The organism is Pseudomonas macauensis, assembly GCF_047902425.1.
Classification (GTDB): Bacteria; Pseudomonadota; Gammaproteobacteria; order Pseudomonadales; family Pseudomonadaceae; genus Pseudomonas.
Genome location: NZ_CP138377.1, coordinates 41,912 through 58,389, shown reverse-complemented (window position 1 = coordinate 58,389; position 16,478 = coordinate 41,912). Strand labels below are relative to the sequence as shown.

Sequence of the window (16,478 nt, the reverse complement as noted above, 5' to 3'; positions counted from 1 at the left end):
AATCGACGCCGGCGGCGGCCTGTAGGAGCGAGCTTGCTCGCGAACCGCCCAACACTGGAGCTGCCGGGCAGTCCGTTCGCGAGCGAGCTCGCTCCTACGAAAAGCGGCGGCGGCGTCAGAACGCCACCCGCTGCCCCGCCAGCAGCCTCTCCAGCGCTGCCGTGCGCTGCGCCGGCGGCATCGCCCCGAGCTTTTCCACCCGCGCATAGAACGCCGGCCAGTTGCCGCCCACCTGGGCGAACAGCGCGGCGAAGGCGGGCACCCACTGGTCGTAGAGCCCAAAGGGCAGCAGCTTGGCGTTGTTCAGCGGGCCGTTGACCCAGTTGTCGAATGGCGCCTTGCCGCCCCATTCGTGATCACACAGCTCGCGGTACTCGTGGCGCAGGCGCTCGAATTCCGCCGCCTTGCCGGCGCGCTTCTCGGCGTCGCTGCGCGGGCTGGCGTAGAGCGTGTGCAGGCGCTTGCGGGTATCGAGCACCAGCTGGGTGAAGCGCTTGCGCTGCGCTTCCAGTTGCGGCGACTCGTCCGCCAGACCACGCGCGGCACGCCAGCGGCGGCCACCCTCGGCCTCGACGAAGGAGGCGAAGGATTCGTTGAAGGCGGTGTCGCCCGGCAGGTAGAACTTCTGGTGCGCCAGCTCGTGGAAGATGGTCTCGGCCAGGCGTTGGTCGCCCCAGCGCAGCATGCTGCTGAGGATCGGGTCGTTGAACCAGCCGAGGGTCGAGTAGGCCTCGACGCCGCCGACGTAGACGTCCATCCCCTGTTCCTGCAGCCGCGTCGCCTCGCCCTGCGCGCCAGCCTCGCCATAGTAACCGCGGTAGGCCACGCAGCCGGCGATGGGGAAGCAGTGGGTCACCGGCCGCAGCGACAGCTCCGGGGTGGCGAAGACGTTCCACACCACGTTGGGCCTGTGGATATCGGCGTAAAGGCGATAGCTCTGGTTATCCGGCAGGCCCAGCGCGGCGCTGGCGAAGGCGCGCGCCTCCTGGGACTGTTCCAGGCGCCGGCGCAGCACGGGATCGCGGGAGGGGTCGGCAACGACCTCGGTGACCGGTTCGCGGGCGGCCAGAAGGCGCAGCTGCCCATCGGCCAGCTGCCCATAATAACTCACCGTGGAACAACCGCTCAGCGCCCAGATCGCCAGGCAGGGAACCCAGCGGCACAGGCGACGGTCGAGTGTCGGGATAAGAAGGCGGAAGGGCATGCGCGGAACATAGCACAGCGCCTGGTCCGCCCGCTGGCACGACGTAACCTACCCAGGAGTCCCCCCCGATGCGCGCCGTTCTCACTGTCATCAGCCTGCTCGCCCTGAGCGGCTGTTCCCTGCTGCTGCCTCAGCCCGACCCGAACCGCGCCTGGATCGACCTGGACACCAACAGTAAAAGCGACCTCGCGGCGACGAAAGTCGACGAAAAGGAGTGGCCCAGCTCGCGCTACTTCGAGGTCGATCCGGGGCAGCACGAGCTGCGCGTGCGCTTCCAGTTCCAGGTCGAACCGGTGGATATCGGCCCGGTGGACGAAGCGCTCTGGCGCGACTGCGAGATGACGGTGAAGTACAAGGACTTCGCCGCCGGCCAGCGTTATCGCCTGGAAACCGGCAGCATCGGCTTCCGCCCCTGGGCCAAGCTGTATGACGCGCAATCCAACGAAATCGCCCGGGGCCGCGAGCGCGGTTGCGATCGCGCCTGACCCTCGCCGAGCCGGCACGGGGTTATGCTGTGGCCATCGTTCCTTCGCCACGGTGAACCGTCATGCGCCTGTGTCTGCTCTTCGCCCTCGCCCTGCTGGGGGCCTGCGCCGGCCCGCTGCCCGCCCACGACCCGCAGCTGGCCTGGGTCGATCTCTACACCACGCCCGGCAAGACGCTGATGGCCGAGCGACTGGACGGCAAGTCGGTCAACGACGGGCGCTATTTCCAGGTGACGCCCGGCCGCCACGACCTGGTGGTGCGCTTCCAGTACGAAGTCCCCGCCGGCGGCGGCATGGGCATGAACAGCGAGCCCTCGGAGCTGACCTGCCGGGTCAAGGTGACCTACGACGGCTTCGCCGCGGGCCAGCGCTACCGCCTGGAACTGCGCCCGCAGCTGCGCAGCGCCCTGGCGCTGCTGACCGATGCCAGCGGAACGCTGGTGGCGAAGACGGACTTCCAGGGAGCGGTGAGCTGCGGGCCGTTCTAGGCGCCGAACGGATGGATCGCGGGGACATCGCGTGCCGACTATTTTCCCTCACCCTAACCCTCTCCCGACGGGAGAGGGGACTGGTCGGCGCAGGTTGAAACCACAGCTCCAGCCGGCACGAACGGCTCCCTCTCCCCTTGGGAGAGGGCTGGGGTGAGGGGCAATTCCCCGCGCCGATACACCTGTAGGAGCGAGCTTGCTCGCGAACCCCGCCCAGTGCTTGCGTGGCCGGCCAATCCTGTTCGCGAGCAAGCTCGCTCCTACTCAGAAGAACAATCCGGCGTTCGTCAGCTGTCGTTCTTCTGGTAGATGATCCGCCGCTTCCCGCCGTCGCAGCTGCCGACCACCATGCTCGGATCCTTCACCTCGGATTTGTCCACGATCTCCAGGGTGTAGGAGGTCACCCCGGCGGCCTGGATCTTGGTCTCGATCTCCGCCTTGAGCTCTTCGCACGACTTGGGCACCGCCCAGCTCGCCGGCGTCACCAGCAGCAACGCCACGCTTGTCGCCACGGCCCATTTCATCGTCATCGCAATCCCTCGTCATACCCCCACGCGGGGCACTCTATCCTAACGGTGGACCACCGCCGGGCGACAGAGTGCCGGGCGGGCAGCCAAGAAAAAGGCCGGGGCCCATGCGGGCTCCCGGCCAGTTCATCCACTGCGCAGGGTTTACTTCGAGTAGACGATTTCCTTCGTGCCGCCATCGCAGGTGCCCACGACCTTCTTGTCGGTAGCAGAGCCCTTGTCGACGATCTCCAGCGTGTAGGAGGTGACGCCCTTGGCTTTGAGCTTCGCGTCGATCTCCGATTTCAGCTCCTCGCACGGTTTGCCGGCGGCCAGGACATTACCCGCCAGTGCGAAGACCCCCACGGCCAACAGAAACTTCTTCATCGTTAACGCTCCCTCGCCATTCAAAGAAAAAGGCCCAGCCGGGCCGAAAGCCGGGCAAACCCGGTGCACCGCTCAAGACGCGCTGCGAGCATCGCAGACACGCATGACAAAAGTCGGAGGGTCAGTCGCGGCTTCCCGACTGCCCTCAGCTGTTGGCGATCCGGAAGCCCACCTTAATGGTCACCTGATAGTGACCCACCGCGCCGTTCTCGATGTGCCCGCGGGTGTCGACCACCTCGAACCACTCCAGGAAGTCGATACTCTTGGCCGCCTCTGCCAAGGCGTTGTTGATGGCGTCCTCGATGCTGGTGCGCGAGGATCCAACCAGTTCGATCTTCTTGTAGGTGTGATGATTCGACATGTCCGCTCTCCTGTATCCGCCGCGCGGCACAGGCAGAGTGCCAGCGCCTTCCTAGGACACTAGTAGAGGGGTGGACTCAGGGCAAACGGCGCAAGCCGCAGACTCGCTCAGACTTTCAGTTCGCCGCGCAGCCAGTCCGCCAGCAGCACCGCGCGCCGGTCGGGTAGCCGCGCGGGCACCCAGAGCGCCAGCCGCGCGCGGGTTTCGACGAAGCCCCAGGGCGCAGCCAGGCGACCGGCGGCGAGATCGTCGGCCACCACCTGCTGCGGCGCGATGGCCACGCCCAGGCCGGCCACCGCCGCTTCCAGCAGGTAGTAGAGGTGTTCGAAACCCTGCCCGAGGCGCAAGGCGCCGGCGTCCAGGCCACTGTTGGTCGCCCACGCCGGCCAGGCCTGCGGGCGCGAGGTGGTGTACAGCAGAGACTCGTCCATCAGCGCGGTGGCCGGCGCCGCGCAGAGTTCGGCGAAGCGCGAGTAACGCGGGCTGAGCACCGGACCGACGCGCTCCACCGCCAGTTCGTGCACCTGCATGTCCGCCGGCCACGGCGGCTCGGCGAAGTGCAGGGTGGCATCGAGACCGGCGCGGCGCGGGTCGATCTCGCCCTCGCTGGCCGACAGTTGCAGGCGCAGGCCGGGCAGGTCGCGGTTCAGCCGGTCCAGACGCGGGATGAACCAGCGGGCGAGCAGGCTGCCCGGACAGCCGAGCACGAAGGGCGCGTTGCCGTCGGCCTGGCGGCGCAGCTCGGAGCAGACGCTGCGCAGGCGTTCGAAGGAATCGCTGGCGACTTCGCTCAGGCGCTGGCCGGCATCGGTGAGTTTTACGCCGCGCCCGTCCTTGACGAACAGGGTGACGCCCAGGTCCTCCTCCAACTGACGGATCTGCCGGCTCACCGCGCCGTGGGTGACGCTGAGCTCGTCCGCCGCTGGGCTCACGCCGCGCAGACGCGCCGCGGCCTCGAAGGCGCGCAGGGCATTGAGCGGGGGAAGGTCTCGGCTCATGGCGATCAATCCGTGAGTTTTTCTGACAGGTTGAAGCAATCTTATCGCTTTTCCCAGTCATCACACAGCCGTATCCTGAGCCAACTTTCGTAGGTGTATCGCGGGCACGGCCCGCTCCTACAAGAATAGAGCCCCTCTCCCTAACCCTCTCCCGCAAGCGGGAGAGGGGACCCGTCCGGCGCAGGATGAAACTTCGATATCAGCCGGCACATACAGCTCCCTCTCCCTTCAGGGAGAGGGCTGGGGAGAGGGGAAGCCCAGGCACAATGTCTCAGAAAGAGACACGATCCAGGAGTGATCCCATGTCCACACTGCGCAACGGTCCCGACGCCAAGGGCCTGTTCGGCAGCTTCGGCGGCCAGTACGTCGCCGAAACCCTGATGCCGCTGATCCACGACCTGGCCCGCGAATACGAGAAGGCCAAGGACGATCCGCAGTTCCAGAAGGAACTGGCCTACTTCCAGCGCGACTACGTCGGCCGCCCGAGCCCGCTGTACTTCGCCGAGCGCCTGACCGAGCACTGCGGCGGCGCGAAGATCTACCTGAAGCGCGAAGAGCTGAACCACACCGGCGCGCACAAGATCAACAACTGCATCGGCCAGATCCTCCTGGCCAAGCGCATGGGCAAGCAGCGCATCATCGCCGAGACCGGCGCCGGCATGCACGGCGTGGCCACTGCCACCGTGGCCGCGCGCTTCGGCCTGCAGTGCGTGATCTACATGGGCACCACCGACATCGATCGCCAGCAGGCCAACGTGTTCCGCATGAAGCTGCTGGGCGCCGAGGTGATCCCGGTCACCGCCGGCACCGGCACCCTGAAGGACGCGATGAACGAAGCCCTGCGCGACTGGGTGACCAACGTCGAGAGCACCTTCTACCTGATCGGCACCGTGGCCGGCCCGCACCCGTACCCGGCAATGGTCCGCGACTTCCAGGCGGTGATCGGCAAGGAAACCCGCGAGCAGCTGGCCGAGAAGGAAGGGCGCCTGCCCGACTCGCTCGTCGCCTGCATCGGCGGCGGTTCCAACGCCATGGGCCTGTTCCACCCCTTCCTCGATGACGCCAGCGTCAAGATCGTCGGCGTCGAAGCCGCCGGCCACGGCATCGAGACCGGCAAGCACGCGGCCAGCCTGAACGGCGGCGTACCGGGCGTGCTGCACGGCAACCGCACCTTCCTGCTGCAGGACGAGGACGGCCAGATCATCGACGCGCACTCCATCTCCGCCGGCCTGGACTACCCCGGCATCGGCCCGGAGCACGCGTGGCTGCACGACATCGGCCGCGTCGAGTACACCTCGATCACCGACCATGAGGCGCTGGAAGCCTTCCACACCTGCTGCCGCCTGGAAGGCATCATCCCCGCGCTGGAGTCCTCCCACGCGCTGGCCGAAGTCTTCAAGCGCGCGCCGAACCTGCCCAAGGACCACATCATGGTGGTGAACCTGTCCGGTCGTGGCGACAAGGACATGCAGACCGTCATGCACCACATGCAACAGGAGCAGAAAGCATGAGCCGCCTGCAGACCCGCTTCGCCGAACTGAAACAGCAGAACCGCGCCGCCCTGGTGACCTTCATCACCGCCGGCGACCCGGGTTACTCCACCTCGCTGGACATCCTCAAGGGCCTGCCGGCCGCCGGCGCCGACGTGATCGAGCTGGGCATGCCGTTCACCGATCCGATGGCCGACGGCCCGGCGATCCAGCTGGCGAACATCCGCGCCCTGGGCAACGGCCAGAACCTGGCCAAGACGCTGAAGATGGTCCGCGAATTCCGCCAGGACGACAGCACCACGCCGCTGGTGCTGATGGGCTACTTCAACCCGATCCACTACTACGGTGTGGACAAGTTCATCGCCGACGCCAAGGAGGCCGGCGTCGACGGCCTGATCGTGGTAGACCTGCCGCCCGAGCACAACGAAGACCTGTGCGACCCGGCCCAGGCCGCCGGCCTGGACTTCATCCGCCTGACCACCCCGACCACCGATGACAAGCGCCTGCCGACCGTGCTCAACGGCAGCTCGGGCTTCGTCTACTACGTCTCGGTGGCCGGCGTGACCGGCGCCGGCGCTGCGACCCTGGAGCACGTCGAGCAGGCCGTGGCGCGTCTGCGCCGCCACACCGACCTGCCGGTCTCCATCGGCTTCGGCATCCGCACCCCGGAACACGCGGCGAGCATCGCCCGCCTGGCCGATGGCGTGGTGGTGGGCTCGGCGCTGGTGGACAAGATCGCCAACGCGGAAAGCTCCGCCGACGCGGTGCAAGGCGTGCTCGGCCTGTGCCGCGAACTGGCTGAAGGCGTGCGTAACGCCCGCTGAGGACTGCTATTCGGCTCCACGCCATCCTACGATCGTGCTGAGGACTGCTTTTCTGTGAGAGCGAGCTTGCTCGCGAACCCGCCCAGCGCCAGCGCTGCCGGTGAACCTGTTCGCGAGCAAGCTCGCTCCTACAAAATCAAAGTCCACACCCAGAAAAAAGCCCGGCGAAAGCCGGGCTTTTTCATTTCAGGCGAGGCTCATTCCACCGCTTGCTCTACCGCCCCTTCATCGGCGCCAGCGCCCAGGCCCAGCCCCTGCGCCGAGCCCATGGCAAAGGCGACGAACTCCTCCGTGGTCATGTCCTTGCCGTTGAACTTCACCTTGTCGTCGGCGTAGGCCAGCGAGCTGCTCAGGCTGTTGCCATCGAGCACCGCCCACTCCGATTGCAGCGCCATGCCGCTGAACAGGTCGGTCATGGCGTCGGTCTGCTGCTTGAGCGCCACCGGGTCGACGCTACCGGCCTCTGCGCCACCCAGGGCAGCCTGCAACGAGACGACGTCGCCGATCACCGCCTTGTCCACCTTCAGGTTGGCGGTGAGCGATGCCAGCACGCTGCGGGCCATCTCGTCCGGGGTCTGGGCAGCCTTCGCGGGCTTGCGCAGGTCCACGGCGAGGGACACCTTCGCCACGCCGTGGGCGGTCTGCAGCGAGAGCTCGTCCAGCGCCAGCTTCGGCGAGCTGTCGAGCAGGCGCAGGAACTGGCCCTTGAGTGCTTCCTCCTGCTCCGGAGTCAGCTCGCCGGTATCGCCGACGCTGCTCATGCCGTACTGGTTGTAGGTTTCCTTGAGGGACTTGAGAGTACCTTCATCGAGGTTGCGCAAGCTGGTGTCGAGCTTCAGGCCACCGATCTCCTGGCCCTGCACCAGCAGTTGGCCGACGCGGTAGGACAGCGTCTGGTCCAGGCCCTTCTCGCCCTGCTTGAGCACTTCCTCGCCGACGGTCTGGCGCAGTTCCACTTCCGGGCTGCCCGGGGCCTTCACGCGCAGGCTCTTGAGGCTGACCGAGCTGGGGCCGAGGGCGAAGCCATTGGCGTTTTCCTTCTTGTCGCCGGCGATGCCCAGGTCGCGCAGCTCAACCTGCACCGGTTGGCTGCTCTGCGGGTCGAAGAACACCAGGTCGGCCTCGGCCAACTGGCCATCGGCGCGCACGTCCTTGCGGTCGCCGGACACGCTGAAGTTCATCCTGGCCGGCGATAGGCGCAGGCTCTCGCCGTCCTGGGCGAACTGCAGGGCGGCGCTCTCAAAGACGCCTTCCTGGCGCTGGTCGTAATGGATGGCCAGCTCACCGCTGATCGGTGCCTTGCCTGCGGCGGCGGCGAACAGCGGTGCGGTGAATTCGTTCTGCTCCAGGGCGAAATGACTCTGCGCCATGACCGGCGCCAGCTTGCCGGCCGCCAGGCGCGAAGCCGGGAAGGGGCCGTGTTCCAGGCGGTCGGTGAACACCAGGGTGGTGGGCGCCTCGCCTTCGTCGCCGGCAATGGTGACCTGGTAGCGCGCGTTGCTGGACAGCAGGCCCCGTTCCACGCCGAGCAGGGAGACGCTCATGCCCAGGTCGGGGGCATCAGTCTTGAGGAGGGTGTTGGCCTGTTCGATGCCGCGGGTGATTTCCTGCTCGACGCGCGAGCCGGTGTACCAGGCGCCAGCGACGGCAACGCCGACGACGGCCAGGGGAATGGCGATGGCCAGGGCGGTCTTTTTCATGCTGCTTCCTTTCGTGTGCGGCCGTACGGGGGACATCCTGTCGACCGTTTGGGTTGGCGGCGCGATGCTAGCAGGCACAATGCCCACACTCCAACCACCAGATTCAGACAGCCAGCATTGACCACTGGTGTATGACTGGCAGGATGGCTCGATCGATCATTCCCGGAAACCAGCCGCCATGGCCCTGCTGCACAGCGTCCACCACATCGCCCTGATCTGCTCGGATTACCCGCGCTCCCGGCACTTCTACACCCAGGTGTTGGGGCTGCGGGTGATCGCCGAGACCTACCGCGAAGCGCGCGACTCCTGGAAGCTCGACCTGGCGTTGGGCGAAACGCAGCTGGAGCTGTTCTCCTTCCCCGGCGCGCCGCCCAGGCCGTCCTATCCCGAGGCGCAGGGGCTGCGGCACCTGGCGTTTGCGGTGGATGACCTGGACGCAGCCGTGGCGCATCTGAAGAGCCATGGCGTGACATGCGAGCCGATTCGCGAGGATGAGCTGACCGGCAAGCGGTTCACCTTCTTCGCAGATCCGGATGAGTTGCCGTTGGAGCTTTACGAGCGCTGATATGCGGCTTCGGTGCCTGGGTACGCCCTCTCCCTAACCCTCTCCCTGAAGGGAGAGGGGACGGTCCCGAGTGCTTTGAAAACTCGGCGCCCGCCGGCTGACTCAGTTGTCTCGACGCATGCCGAACGGCCCCCTCTCCCTGAGGGAGAGGGCTGGGGTGAGGGGGAAATCCCGCGCGCCAAGGCCTGGATGAAACACCCGTAGGAGCGGACTCTGTCCGCGATACTCCACCCAGCCTCGGTGATAATCGGCAAACGCCATCGCGGACGAAGTCCGCTCCTACGCGAGCAATCTGAACCCACGGATCACGCCGGCACGGCGGCCTCTCCCAACGCCCCGCGCAAGCTCGCCAGGTCGCGCAGCGGCGGCGCGCCGAACAGGCGGCTGTATTCGCGGCTGAACTGCGACGGGCTCTCATAGCCCACGCGATGCCCGGCCACCGCCACCTCCAGTCCCTCCGACAACATCAACCGCCGCGCTTCCTGCAGGCGCAATTGCTTCTGGTACTGCAGCGGACTCAGCGCAGTCACTTCCTTGAAGCGGTGGTGCAGGGTGGACACGCTGAGGTTCACCTCGCGCGCCAGCTCCTCGATGCGCAGGGATTTGTCGAAGTTGCGGTTGAGCCACTCGATAGCGCGGGTGACGCGGTGGGTCTGGCTGTCGGTCATCGCCAGGTCGTGCAGCAGGTGCCCCTGCGGGCCGCGCAGCAGGCGGTAGAGGATTTCGCGGACGAACAGTGGCGCCAGCATCGGGATATCGCGTGGGCTGTCGAGCAGGCGCATGAGCCGCAGCAGGGCGTCGAGCACGGTGCAGTCCACGCGCTGCAGGTAGATGCCCCGGCTGGCCGGCCGCGGCGTGCTGCCGGCCAGGCCGGCTTCGGCGATCAGCCGGGTGAGTTCGCCCGGATCGATGTCCAGGCGGATCGACAGGTAGGGCTTTTCTTCCGAGGCCTCGATCACCTGACCGGACACCGGCAGGGTCACCGACACCACCAGCAGGTTGAGCTCGTCGTAACGGTACACCTCGTTGCTCAGGCGCACTTCCTTGCAGCCCTGGGCGATCACGCACAGGGCGGGGCGGTAGAGGGTGGGCATGCGCCCCTCGCTGGGGCAGTCGCTGCGCGCCAGCAGCAGCGAATCGATGGCGGTTTCGAAGACGCCTTCTCCCTGGCAGTGGCGCTGGATGATGTCGGCCAGTTCCTGGCGGCCGGCGGCAACGGGATCGTAGGGCTGGGACATGCGGGACCTCCAGTGGCGGCGCACGCAGCTTACGCCCGCGGCGCGCGCACGAGTGTGACAGTAAGGCAGCCGCTGGAGGATCAGGCAAGCAATCGGCAGAAATGGACAAGCCGTATGGGCATCGGCGCGCGCACCGTGACGGTGCAGGGCGCAAACACGGGGTTTCCAATGGATTGGCGAGCACCGCGCAGGATCAGGCAAGAAGCCGGCAGCATCCGGATAACGCCGGGCGCTTCCCGGCCCGTAATCTTCCTGTCAGTCGTCCGAGGAGCCACCTTCGGACTTCTTCGATGTAACGCGGAGGACAGGACATGCCCTGGCACACACCCATCGAACATGAATTGCAGATTCATCCCCGCAGCGGACACGAAGCACAGCTCGGCGCCCTGATCGACAACCTGGTGGACGGCGCCCGCCGCACGCCGGGCTGCCAGGAGTGCCGGCTGGTCATGCAGGGGGCGAACCAGCCCTGGCTGCTGCAAGGCCGCTGGCGCGACGAGGAGGCACTGCTGACCTACTTCGCTTCACCCTCGCTGCAACTGCTCAGCGAAGCACTCTTCACCCACTGCCGAAGCCTCAGCGGCGGCATAGTGGAAACCCTCGATCAGGCCACCGGAAAGGTGGCCTGAGTTTTTCAGGTCCCGAGCTTTCAGCCCTTCAATATTCCAGGCTCCAGCCCAGCGTGAAGGTCCGTCCGCGGCCCTGGTAGTCGTACAGGTAGGCCGGCCCGTAGGTCGGCGAATAGAACAGCGCGGCACGCTGGCCCCAGACGGTGCTGTACTGCTTGTCCAGCAGGTTCTGGATACCGGCGCTGAAGGTGCCGAAGCCGGTCTTCTGCTCGCCCATCAGGTCGAAGGTGGTGTAGCCGTCGATCTCGTGGTCCGCGTCGTCCTTCAGGTTGAACGCATGCTGGGCCTGCAGGCGCGCACTGCGCTCGCCATCGCCCCAGCCGACGAAGGCGGTGGACTTGGACAGCGACGCATAGCGCGCATCGCGCTTGATCCAGTCGCCATCGGCATCTTCCTCTTCCGAGCGCACCAGGTGCAGCGTGGTGCCGCCCTGCCAGCCGTTGTCGAAGTAGCGGGTGACCGCGCCCTCGAAGCCGAAATCGCGGCTCTTCTGGTCTTCCACGTCGATGGTCAGGGTCGCCTGGTCGGTGGTGATGATCTTGTCCGACCAGATGTAGTACACCGCCGCCTGCGCCTGCCACTGCATGTCGCTGTAGCGCCAGCCGGTCTCGACCTGGCGGCTCTTGATGCCCGCCAGCGGGTTGTCGTCCACCGACAGGCCGGGCTTGCCGTAGTACTTGGCCGGGTCGGGCAGGTCGAAGCCTTCGCTGTAGTTGCTCCAGAGCTGGTGGCCGTTCTTGAAGTCGTAGATCGCCCCGAGGTTGAACAGGTTGACCTGGTAGTCGTTGCTGCCGCCGGGCACGCCTTTGAAATCGTCCACCTCGACGTCCATCTTCTGGTGGCGCGCGCCGCCGGAGAGGGTCAGGTTGTCGGTCACCTTCCAGTCCAGCTGGCCGTACACCGACAGGCCGTCGACGATGTAGCTCGGGTAGCGCGGCGCGCTGCTGGCGGTTTCCAGGTCCAGGCCGCCGCTCTCGGAGGACAGCCGCTGGTCGAAGACCTTCTGCTCGGCGTTGAAGCGCTCGTGGTCGAAGTCCACGCCGTAGGTGAACTTGAGCGAATCCCACTGCTTGCTGAACAGGCCCTTCAAGCCGCTGACCTCGAAGTTCTGCTGCGAGGCGGCGAAGTACACGCCCCTGGAGCCGGTGGGCTTGCCGGCGTTGTAGTAGGGGAAGGGATAGAAGTTGTCGTCTTCCTTGCGGTAGTACGCCTGCAGGTAGAAGTCCTGCTCCAGCAGGTTGCTGTGGTGATAGTTGGCGTTGAGCAGCACGCGGCGCGAGCGCGGCTCCAGATCGGTATCCAGGCCATTGCGGATTTCCGCGTCCTCTAGGTTCGATGGGCCCTGGTACTTCAGGTTGGGAAAGTAGATGCCGGTGCTGCCGTCGTTGCCCGAATCGTAGTACTGCGCCAGCAGGTCGAGGCTCTGCTCGTCGGTGAATTGCGCAGTGAGGTTGCCCATCACGTCGACGGTGCGGTTGTACTGCAGGTCGGTCTGGGTGTTGTCGATGAAGATCTGGTTGCCGGCGCCGTCGTAGAAGGCTTCGTTCTTCTCCGCCGACACACCCAGGCGGCCCGCCACGCGGTCGCTGCCGCCGCTGATGGATTGCGCGGCGCGGGTGGACAGGTCGTCGCTGTTGTTGAAGCCGCTGGTGGCGCCCAGTTGCGTCTCGAAACGCGCATCGCCGGCCGCGCCCTTCTTGGTGATGATGTTGATGATGCCGCCGGTGGCGCCGCCGCCGTAGATGGCGCTGGCGCCGGAGAGCACTTCGATGCGCTCGACGTTGAACGGCGAGATGCTGTCGAACTGGCGCGACAGGCCACGCGAGCTGTTCTGGCTGACACCGTCGATCATCACCAGCACGTTGCGCCCGCGCATGTTCTGGCCGTAGTTGGTGCGGCCCTCGGGCGCCAGGTCAAGACCGGGAACCAGCTTTCCCACGGCCTCCTTCAGGCTCACGCCGGTGTCCAATTGCTCGCGCAGCTGAGTCTGATCGACTACCCAGACGGTACCGGGAATCGAGCTGATGTCGGTGGGCGTGCGCGCCGCCACGCTGATCTGCATTGGTGCCAGGCTCAGGGCGGCGGAATCGTCCTTCTCGCGCTTGAGCAGCACGGTGCGCTCGTCGGTGAAGCGCCAGCTCACGCCACTGCCGGAGAGCAGCTGATTGAGCGCCTCTTCGGTGGTGTAGGTGCCGTCCAGCCCTTCGCTCTGCAGGCCCTGGATGTCCTCGGAGTTGAACAGCAGGTGCAACCCGGCCTGGTCGGCGAACTGGGTCAGCGCGCTGTCCAGGCTGCGCGGCGCGATGTGCAACTCGACGGCGGCATTGCCGGCAGCGTGGACGACGGGAGCGGCGGCGCCGAGCAGGGAAGCGAGCAGGATCGCGCGGTGCAGCGGGGAAGGACGGTAATGCATGCGGGTGAAATCCGTTCTTGTGTGGGCAGGGTCGCGTATTGAGAATTTTTCGCGCTCATGCCTACGACGAAACGGCCAGCCGAACCTTGCAGTGCTGAATGGAAAATATTTTCATTTTCTTGTGTGAGAGGGCGGCAACCGCTTTCGTAGGGCGAATGAAACGGCACGCTTCATCCGCCGATACGGTGCGAGCGGCGAATAACGCCTGGGGCGTTATTCGCCCTACGGCTCAGCCCGGCATAGGGCCGGGCGTCCTTTGTAGGAGCGAGCTTGCTCGCGAACAGATTTCCCGGCGGCTCCGCAGTCGTGCGGTTCGCGAGCAAGGACTAGGCGTCCCCCTCGGTCCTACGAAAAGCGCGACGTCAGGTTTTTGGGGCCGGGCGGATCAGCACCAGCCACGGCAGATGCGTGACCTTCACCGGCTGCAAGCGCTCCAGCGTCTTGAGCAAAGCCTCAGGGTCCTTGAGATCGAACACGCCACTGACCTTGTGCTGGCGCAGCGCGCTGTCGGTCAGCACGATGCGGCCGGGCACGTAGCGCTCCAGTTCATCGAGCACCTCGCCCAGCGGGCGCTGGTTGAAGATCAGCTTGCCGCGCTGCCAGGCACTGGCGCTGGACAGGTCCAGCGGCTGCACCGCCTCGGGCGCGGCAGACTCGCGGTAGCTCAGGCGCTCCCCGGCGGACAACCGCACCGGCTCGCTGCCGGCACTGTTCACCTGCACCACGCCTTCAGTCACGTCCACGCGCACCTGCGGCCCACGGCTGTCCACATCAAAGCGCGTACCCACGGCACGCACCTCGCCGCCCCTTGCCTCGACGATGAAGGGGCGCGCGGCATCCTTGGCCACTTCGAACAAGGCTTCGCCACTGTGCAGGCGCAGGCGCCGTTGCAGAGGGCTGAAATCCACCGACAGCGCGCTGCCGCTGTTCAGCCACACGCGGCTGCCATCGGCCAGCTCCAGCATTCGCCGCTCGCCGGTGCGGGTGGCGTAATCGGCATACAGCCCGGCCAGCGGTTCGGGCAGGGCGAGGGTCACGGCAATCGCGGCGACACAGGCCGCAACAGCCAGCGCCGGCCAGCGCCGCAGGTATCGGGCGCGACGGCGGTACTCTTCGGCGTTGCGGGTTTCCGGCAGGGCGCCCCAGAGCGCCTCGGCCTCGCGGGCAGCGCGCTCGTGTTCCGGGCTCTGTCCGCGCCAGCGCAGGAACTCCATGCGCTCAGCGGCGCCAGCGCTGCCCGAATGCAATTGCGCCAGGCGCTCGATGGCGTCGTCGGAAAGCGCCAGGTCCACGCGGCTCATGGCGTGTCCTCCTGGCGCTGCGCCCAGTCGCGGCAATGGCGCATGGCCTGGACGATGTACTTGCCCACCATGCTCTCGGACACGCCCAGGTGCCGGGCGATCTGCGAGTGGGTCAGGCCGTCGAGGCGGTTCATCAACAGCGCCTGGCGAACGTTGGGCGGCAACTGGTCGAGCGCCGCATCCAGATGCTCCAGTGCCTCGTGGGCGAGCAAGCGGTGCTCCAGCGTGGAGGCGGGATCGCTCAGGTCATTGGCGGCGGCTTCGTCGACATGCAGTTCAGCCAGCCGGCCCTCACGGCGCAGGTTGTCGATGGCGATGTTGCTGGCGACGCGGAACAGGTAGGCGCGCGGGTCCTGCACCTCGGCCTCGGCGGGCTGGTCGGCCAGGCGCAGCCAGGTGTCCTGGGCCACGTCCGCCGCGCGCTGGTTGTCCCCCAACCGCCGCGCAAGGAAGCGCATCAGGTCCGCATAGTGCGCCTGGAAGCTCTGCAGCAGGGAGGAGGAGGCGATGCGCCGCATGATGGCCGAAATACCCTGGAAAACCGGCCGACGTCCGTCAGGCCGATGCGAAGGGTGGGCAGCATACACCGAATCGAGAATTATTATCGAATGCAAAAAGGTGTCAGCTCGTGAACTGCGACAGGTCCAGCGGCCGCACCGCGCCCATCCAGATGCCGTGGTCGCGGTGATCGCGCAGGTCATCGCCGGTGTTGGGATGGACGAAGACCACCAGGCCGTCGCGGTTCAGCGCCAACCACGGCACCAGGGTAGCGAAGGTGGCGTTGTCGAAGGCGAGCTGGCAGCTCCAGTCCGGGTGCGGGCCGACCGGGCGTTCATGGACGCGGCCCATCTTCGCGCCGAAACGGCGCGCCGCTTCCTCGCACAACGCGCGGGCGCGCTCGATACTGCTCGCGTCGAAATAGACGTGGGCGTGGAAATCCTTGATCGGGGTGTCGTTCATCGGTCCAGCTCCAGTTCCGCCTGCAACCAGTCAACAAAGCGCTGCACCAGGCGCATGCGGCGCTTGCGCTCGGGCAGTACGGCGTAATAGCCGAAGCGCGATTCCACCGTTTCGGCGATGGGCCGGCACAGTAACCCCTGTTCCAGCAGTTCGTCGACCAGGTGCCGCCAGCCGATGGCCACACCCTGCCCGGCGATGGCCGCCTGTACCAGCAGTGTGTAGTTGTCGAAGCGTAGCCCGGCGGGAGCAGGAGCCCCTTCGATGCCCAATGCGCGGTAAACGCCGGCCCAGTCGAACCAGCGGCTGTGCGCCTCGGGCTTGAGGTGCAGCAGCGGCAGGCCGGTCAGCGCCTCGGGCGACAACGGCAGGTCGCGCCCCTCGACCAGCCTGGGGCTGCACACCGGAAAGACTTCCTCGCTGAACAGCCGCAGCGCCTCGCCATGTTTGAAGCGGCCATCACCGAAGGCGATGGCGACGTCGATGTCGCTGCGCAGGGAAACGGGACTGCGGTCGCTGCTGATCAGGCCGACATCCAGCTCCGGGTGCGCCTGGCGGAAGCGCGGCAGGCGCGGCATCAGCCAGTAGGCGGCGAAGGCGAAGTCGGTGGCGACCTGCAGCACTTCATGGGGGTTCTTCGCGGTGACCGCGGCGATACCGGCGTCGATGCTCTCCAACCCCGCCTGAACGTGCTGCTGCAGCACCTGTCCACTTTCCGTGAGGGCGATGCCGCGGTGGATACGGTCGAACAGCCGTACCGCCAGCAGCTTTTCCAGCCGTTTGATCTGCTGGCTGACCGCCGGCTGGGTGGTGCCCAGCTCGCCGGCAGCGGCGGTAAAGCTGAGCAGACGCGCCGCGGCTTCGAACACGCGCAGCAGTTCCAGCGGCACGCTCACGCCACGCCCTCACATAAGCCTGTGTTATCCGAAGCA

The 16,478-nt window shown here is 66.6% G+C and carries 18 protein-coding genes; 6 read left to right on the top strand and 12 right to left on the bottom strand.

All coding sequences use genetic code 11. The features are described from left to right. Positions 1-115 precede the first annotated feature (115 nt). Entirely contained in the window at positions 116-1,204 is a 1,089-nt protein-coding gene (locus SD196_RS00280; protein WP_416310942.1) for an aminopeptidase, read from the bottom strand. A gap of 68 nt (positions 1,205-1,272) precedes the next feature. Here SD196_RS00280 and SD196_RS00275 point away from each other — a divergent pair, with 68 nt between their 5' ends. Together SD196_RS00275 and SD196_RS00270 are read left to right on the top strand one after the other, a co-directional pair. Next, positions 1,273-1,689, top strand: coding sequence for a hypothetical protein (locus tag SD196_RS00275; protein WP_416310941.1), 417 nt, complete (start codon positions 1,273-1,275; stop codon positions 1,687-1,689). A gap of 62 nt (positions 1,690-1,751) precedes the next feature. Further along, the gene (locus tag SD196_RS00270; RefSeq protein WP_343576050.1) at positions 1,752-2,177 is read left to right on the top strand and encodes a hypothetical protein; all 426 of its coding nucleotides are present in this window, start codon (positions 1,752-1,754) and stop codon (positions 2,175-2,177) included. Between the two features lie 287 nt (positions 2,178-2,464). Here the strand turns inward: SD196_RS00270 and SD196_RS00265 are convergent, their stop codons facing one another. The 4 genes from SD196_RS00265 to SD196_RS00250 form a co-directional block, all read right to left on the bottom strand. Next, entirely contained in the window at positions 2,465-2,701 is a 237-nt protein-coding gene (locus tag SD196_RS00265; protein ID WP_331315838.1) for a DUF1161 domain-containing protein, read from the bottom strand. A 147-nt stretch (positions 2,702-2,848) separates the two neighbouring features. Next, a complete protein-coding gene (locus SD196_RS00260) occupies positions 2,849-3,070 on the bottom strand; it encodes a DUF1161 domain-containing protein (RefSeq protein WP_275609499.1) in 222 nt (73 codons plus the stop codon). 145 nt (positions 3,071-3,215) lie between these two features. Next, positions 3,216-3,431 (bottom strand): dodecin, encoded by a 216-nt coding sequence (locus SD196_RS00255; protein WP_017518905.1) that lies wholly within the window; start codon positions 3,429-3,431, stop codon positions 3,216-3,218. A 107-nt stretch (positions 3,432-3,538) separates the two neighbouring features. Continuing rightward, a complete protein-coding gene (locus SD196_RS00250; protein WP_275609498.1) occupies positions 3,539-4,429 on the bottom strand; it encodes a LysR family transcriptional regulator in 891 nt (296 codons plus the stop codon). Positions 4,430-4,731: 302 nt separating this feature from the next. Between SD196_RS00250 and trpB the strand changes: the two genes are divergently transcribed. Beyond that, positions 4,732-5,940 (top strand): tryptophan synthase subunit beta, encoded by a 1,209-nt coding sequence (gene trpB, locus SD196_RS00245; RefSeq protein WP_331315203.1) that lies wholly within the window; start codon positions 4,732-4,734, stop codon positions 5,938-5,940. After that, a complete protein-coding gene (gene trpA, locus SD196_RS00240; RefSeq protein WP_275609496.1) occupies positions 5,937-6,743 on the top strand; it encodes a tryptophan synthase subunit alpha in 807 nt (268 codons plus the stop codon). The genes trpB and trpA overlap by 4 nt, the downstream gene beginning before the upstream one ends. Before the next feature lie 197 nt (positions 6,744-6,940). On the opposite strand, the gene SD196_RS00235 is transcribed toward trpA, so the two are convergent. Further along, entirely contained in the window at positions 6,941-8,443 is a 1,503-nt protein-coding gene (locus SD196_RS00235) for a YdgA family protein (RefSeq protein WP_275609495.1), read from the bottom strand. A 178-nt stretch (positions 8,444-8,621) separates the two neighbouring features. Between SD196_RS00235 and SD196_RS00230 the strand changes: the two genes are divergently transcribed. Continuing rightward, positions 8,622-9,008, top strand: a complete 387-nt coding sequence (locus SD196_RS00230; protein ID WP_275609494.1) for a VOC family protein — start codon at positions 8,622-8,624, stop codon at positions 9,006-9,008. Positions 9,009-9,313: 305 nt separating this feature from the next. Here SD196_RS00230 and SD196_RS00225 read toward each other — a convergent pair whose 3' ends face one another. Next, positions 9,314-10,246, bottom strand: coding sequence for an AraC family transcriptional regulator (locus SD196_RS00225; RefSeq protein WP_275609493.1), 933 nt, complete (start codon positions 10,244-10,246; stop codon positions 9,314-9,316). 311 nt (positions 10,247-10,557) lie between these two features. On the opposite strand from SD196_RS00225, the gene SD196_RS00220 reads away from it, so the two are divergent. Continuing rightward, positions 10,558-10,875 carry a putative quinol monooxygenase gene (locus SD196_RS00220; RefSeq protein WP_416310940.1) on the top strand — a complete coding sequence of 106 codons (318 nt, stop codon included), beginning with the start codon at positions 10,558-10,560 and terminating at the stop codon, positions 10,873-10,875. Between the two features lie 28 nt (positions 10,876-10,903). On the opposite strand, the gene SD196_RS00215 is transcribed toward SD196_RS00220, so the two are convergent. From SD196_RS00215 to SD196_RS00195, 5 genes are all read right to left on the bottom strand, one after another. Continuing rightward, a complete protein-coding gene (locus SD196_RS00215) occupies positions 10,904-13,288 on the bottom strand; it encodes a TonB-dependent receptor (protein WP_416310939.1) in 2,385 nt (794 codons plus the stop codon). 362 nt (positions 13,289-13,650) lie between these two features. After that, entirely contained in the window at positions 13,651-14,589 is a 939-nt protein-coding gene (locus SD196_RS00210) for a FecR family protein (RefSeq protein ID WP_416310938.1), read from the bottom strand. Continuing rightward, positions 14,586-15,107 (bottom strand): sigma-70 family RNA polymerase sigma factor, encoded by a 522-nt coding sequence (locus SD196_RS00205; protein WP_416310937.1) that lies wholly within the window; start codon positions 15,105-15,107, stop codon positions 14,586-14,588. Before SD196_RS00205 ends, SD196_RS00210 begins: the two co-directional genes overlap by 4 nt. 103 nt (positions 15,108-15,210) lie before the next feature. After that, on the bottom strand, positions 15,211-15,549 hold the full coding sequence (locus SD196_RS00200) for a DOPA 4,5-dioxygenase family protein (RefSeq protein WP_275609488.1): 339 nt from the start codon (positions 15,547-15,549) through the stop codon (positions 15,211-15,213). After that, positions 15,546-16,442 carry a choline sulfate utilization transcriptional regulator gene (locus SD196_RS00195; RefSeq protein WP_331315188.1) on the bottom strand — a complete coding sequence of 299 codons (897 nt, stop codon included), beginning with the start codon at positions 16,440-16,442 and terminating at the stop codon, positions 15,546-15,548. The genes SD196_RS00200 and SD196_RS00195 overlap by 4 nt, the downstream gene beginning before the upstream one ends. Positions 16,443-16,478 lie beyond the last annotated feature (36 nt).

Bases quoted from the DNA above. Each gene is read 5' to 3' on its own strand.
- SD196_RS00230 (WP_275609494.1), top strand. From the start codon at position 8,622: ATGGCCCTGCTGCACAGCGTCCACCACATCGCCCTGATCTGCTCGGAT.
- trpA (WP_275609496.1), top strand. From the start codon at position 5,937: ATGAGCCGCCTGCAGACCCGCTTCGCCGAACTGAAACAGCAGAACCGC.
- SD196_RS00260 (WP_275609499.1), bottom strand. From the start codon at position 3,070: ATGAAGAAGTTTCTGTTGGCCGTGGGGGTCTTCGCACTGGCGGGTAAT.
- SD196_RS00205 (WP_416310937.1), bottom strand. From the start codon at position 15,107: ATGCGGCGCATCGCCTCCTCCTCCCTGCTGCAGAGCTTCCAGGCGCAC.
- SD196_RS00270 (WP_343576050.1), top strand. From the start codon at position 1,752: ATGCGCCTGTGTCTGCTCTTCGCCCTCGCCCTGCTGGGGGCCTGCGCC.
- SD196_RS00265 (WP_331315838.1), bottom strand. From the start codon at position 2,701: ATGAAATGGGCCGTGGCGACAAGCGTGGCGTTGCTGCTGGTGACGCCG.
- SD196_RS00215 (WP_416310939.1), bottom strand. From the start codon at position 13,288: ATGCATTACCGTCCTTCCCCGCTGCACCGCGCGATCCTGCTCGCTTCC.
- SD196_RS00275 (WP_416310941.1), top strand. From the start codon at position 1,273: ATGCGCGCCGTTCTCACTGTCATCAGCCTGCTCGCCCTGAGCGGCTGT.
- SD196_RS00250 (WP_275609498.1), bottom strand. From the start codon at position 4,429: ATGAGCCGAGACCTTCCCCCGCTCAATGCCCTGCGCGCCTTCGAGGCC.
- SD196_RS00255 (WP_017518905.1), bottom strand. From the start codon at position 3,431: ATGTCGAATCATCACACCTACAAGAAGATCGAACTGGTTGGATCCTCG.
- SD196_RS00220 (WP_416310940.1), top strand. From the start codon at position 10,558: ATGCCCTGGCACACACCCATCGAACATGAATTGCAGATTCATCCCCGC.
- SD196_RS00280 (WP_416310942.1), bottom strand. From the start codon at position 1,204: ATGCCCTTCCGCCTTCTTATCCCGACACTCGACCGTCGCCTGTGCCGC.
- SD196_RS00200 (WP_275609488.1), bottom strand. From the start codon at position 15,549: ATGAACGACACCCCGATCAAGGATTTCCACGCCCACGTCTATTTCGAC.
- SD196_RS00225 (WP_275609493.1), bottom strand. From the start codon at position 10,246: ATGTCCCAGCCCTACGATCCCGTTGCCGCCGGCCGCCAGGAACTGGCC.
- trpB (WP_331315203.1), top strand. From the start codon at position 4,732: ATGTCCACACTGCGCAACGGTCCCGACGCCAAGGGCCTGTTCGGCAGC.
- SD196_RS00210 (WP_416310938.1), bottom strand. From the start codon at position 14,589: ATGAGCCGCGTGGACCTGGCGCTTTCCGACGACGCCATCGAGCGCCTG.
- SD196_RS00235 (WP_275609495.1), bottom strand. From the start codon at position 8,443: ATGAAAAAGACCGCCCTGGCCATCGCCATTCCCCTGGCCGTCGTCGGC.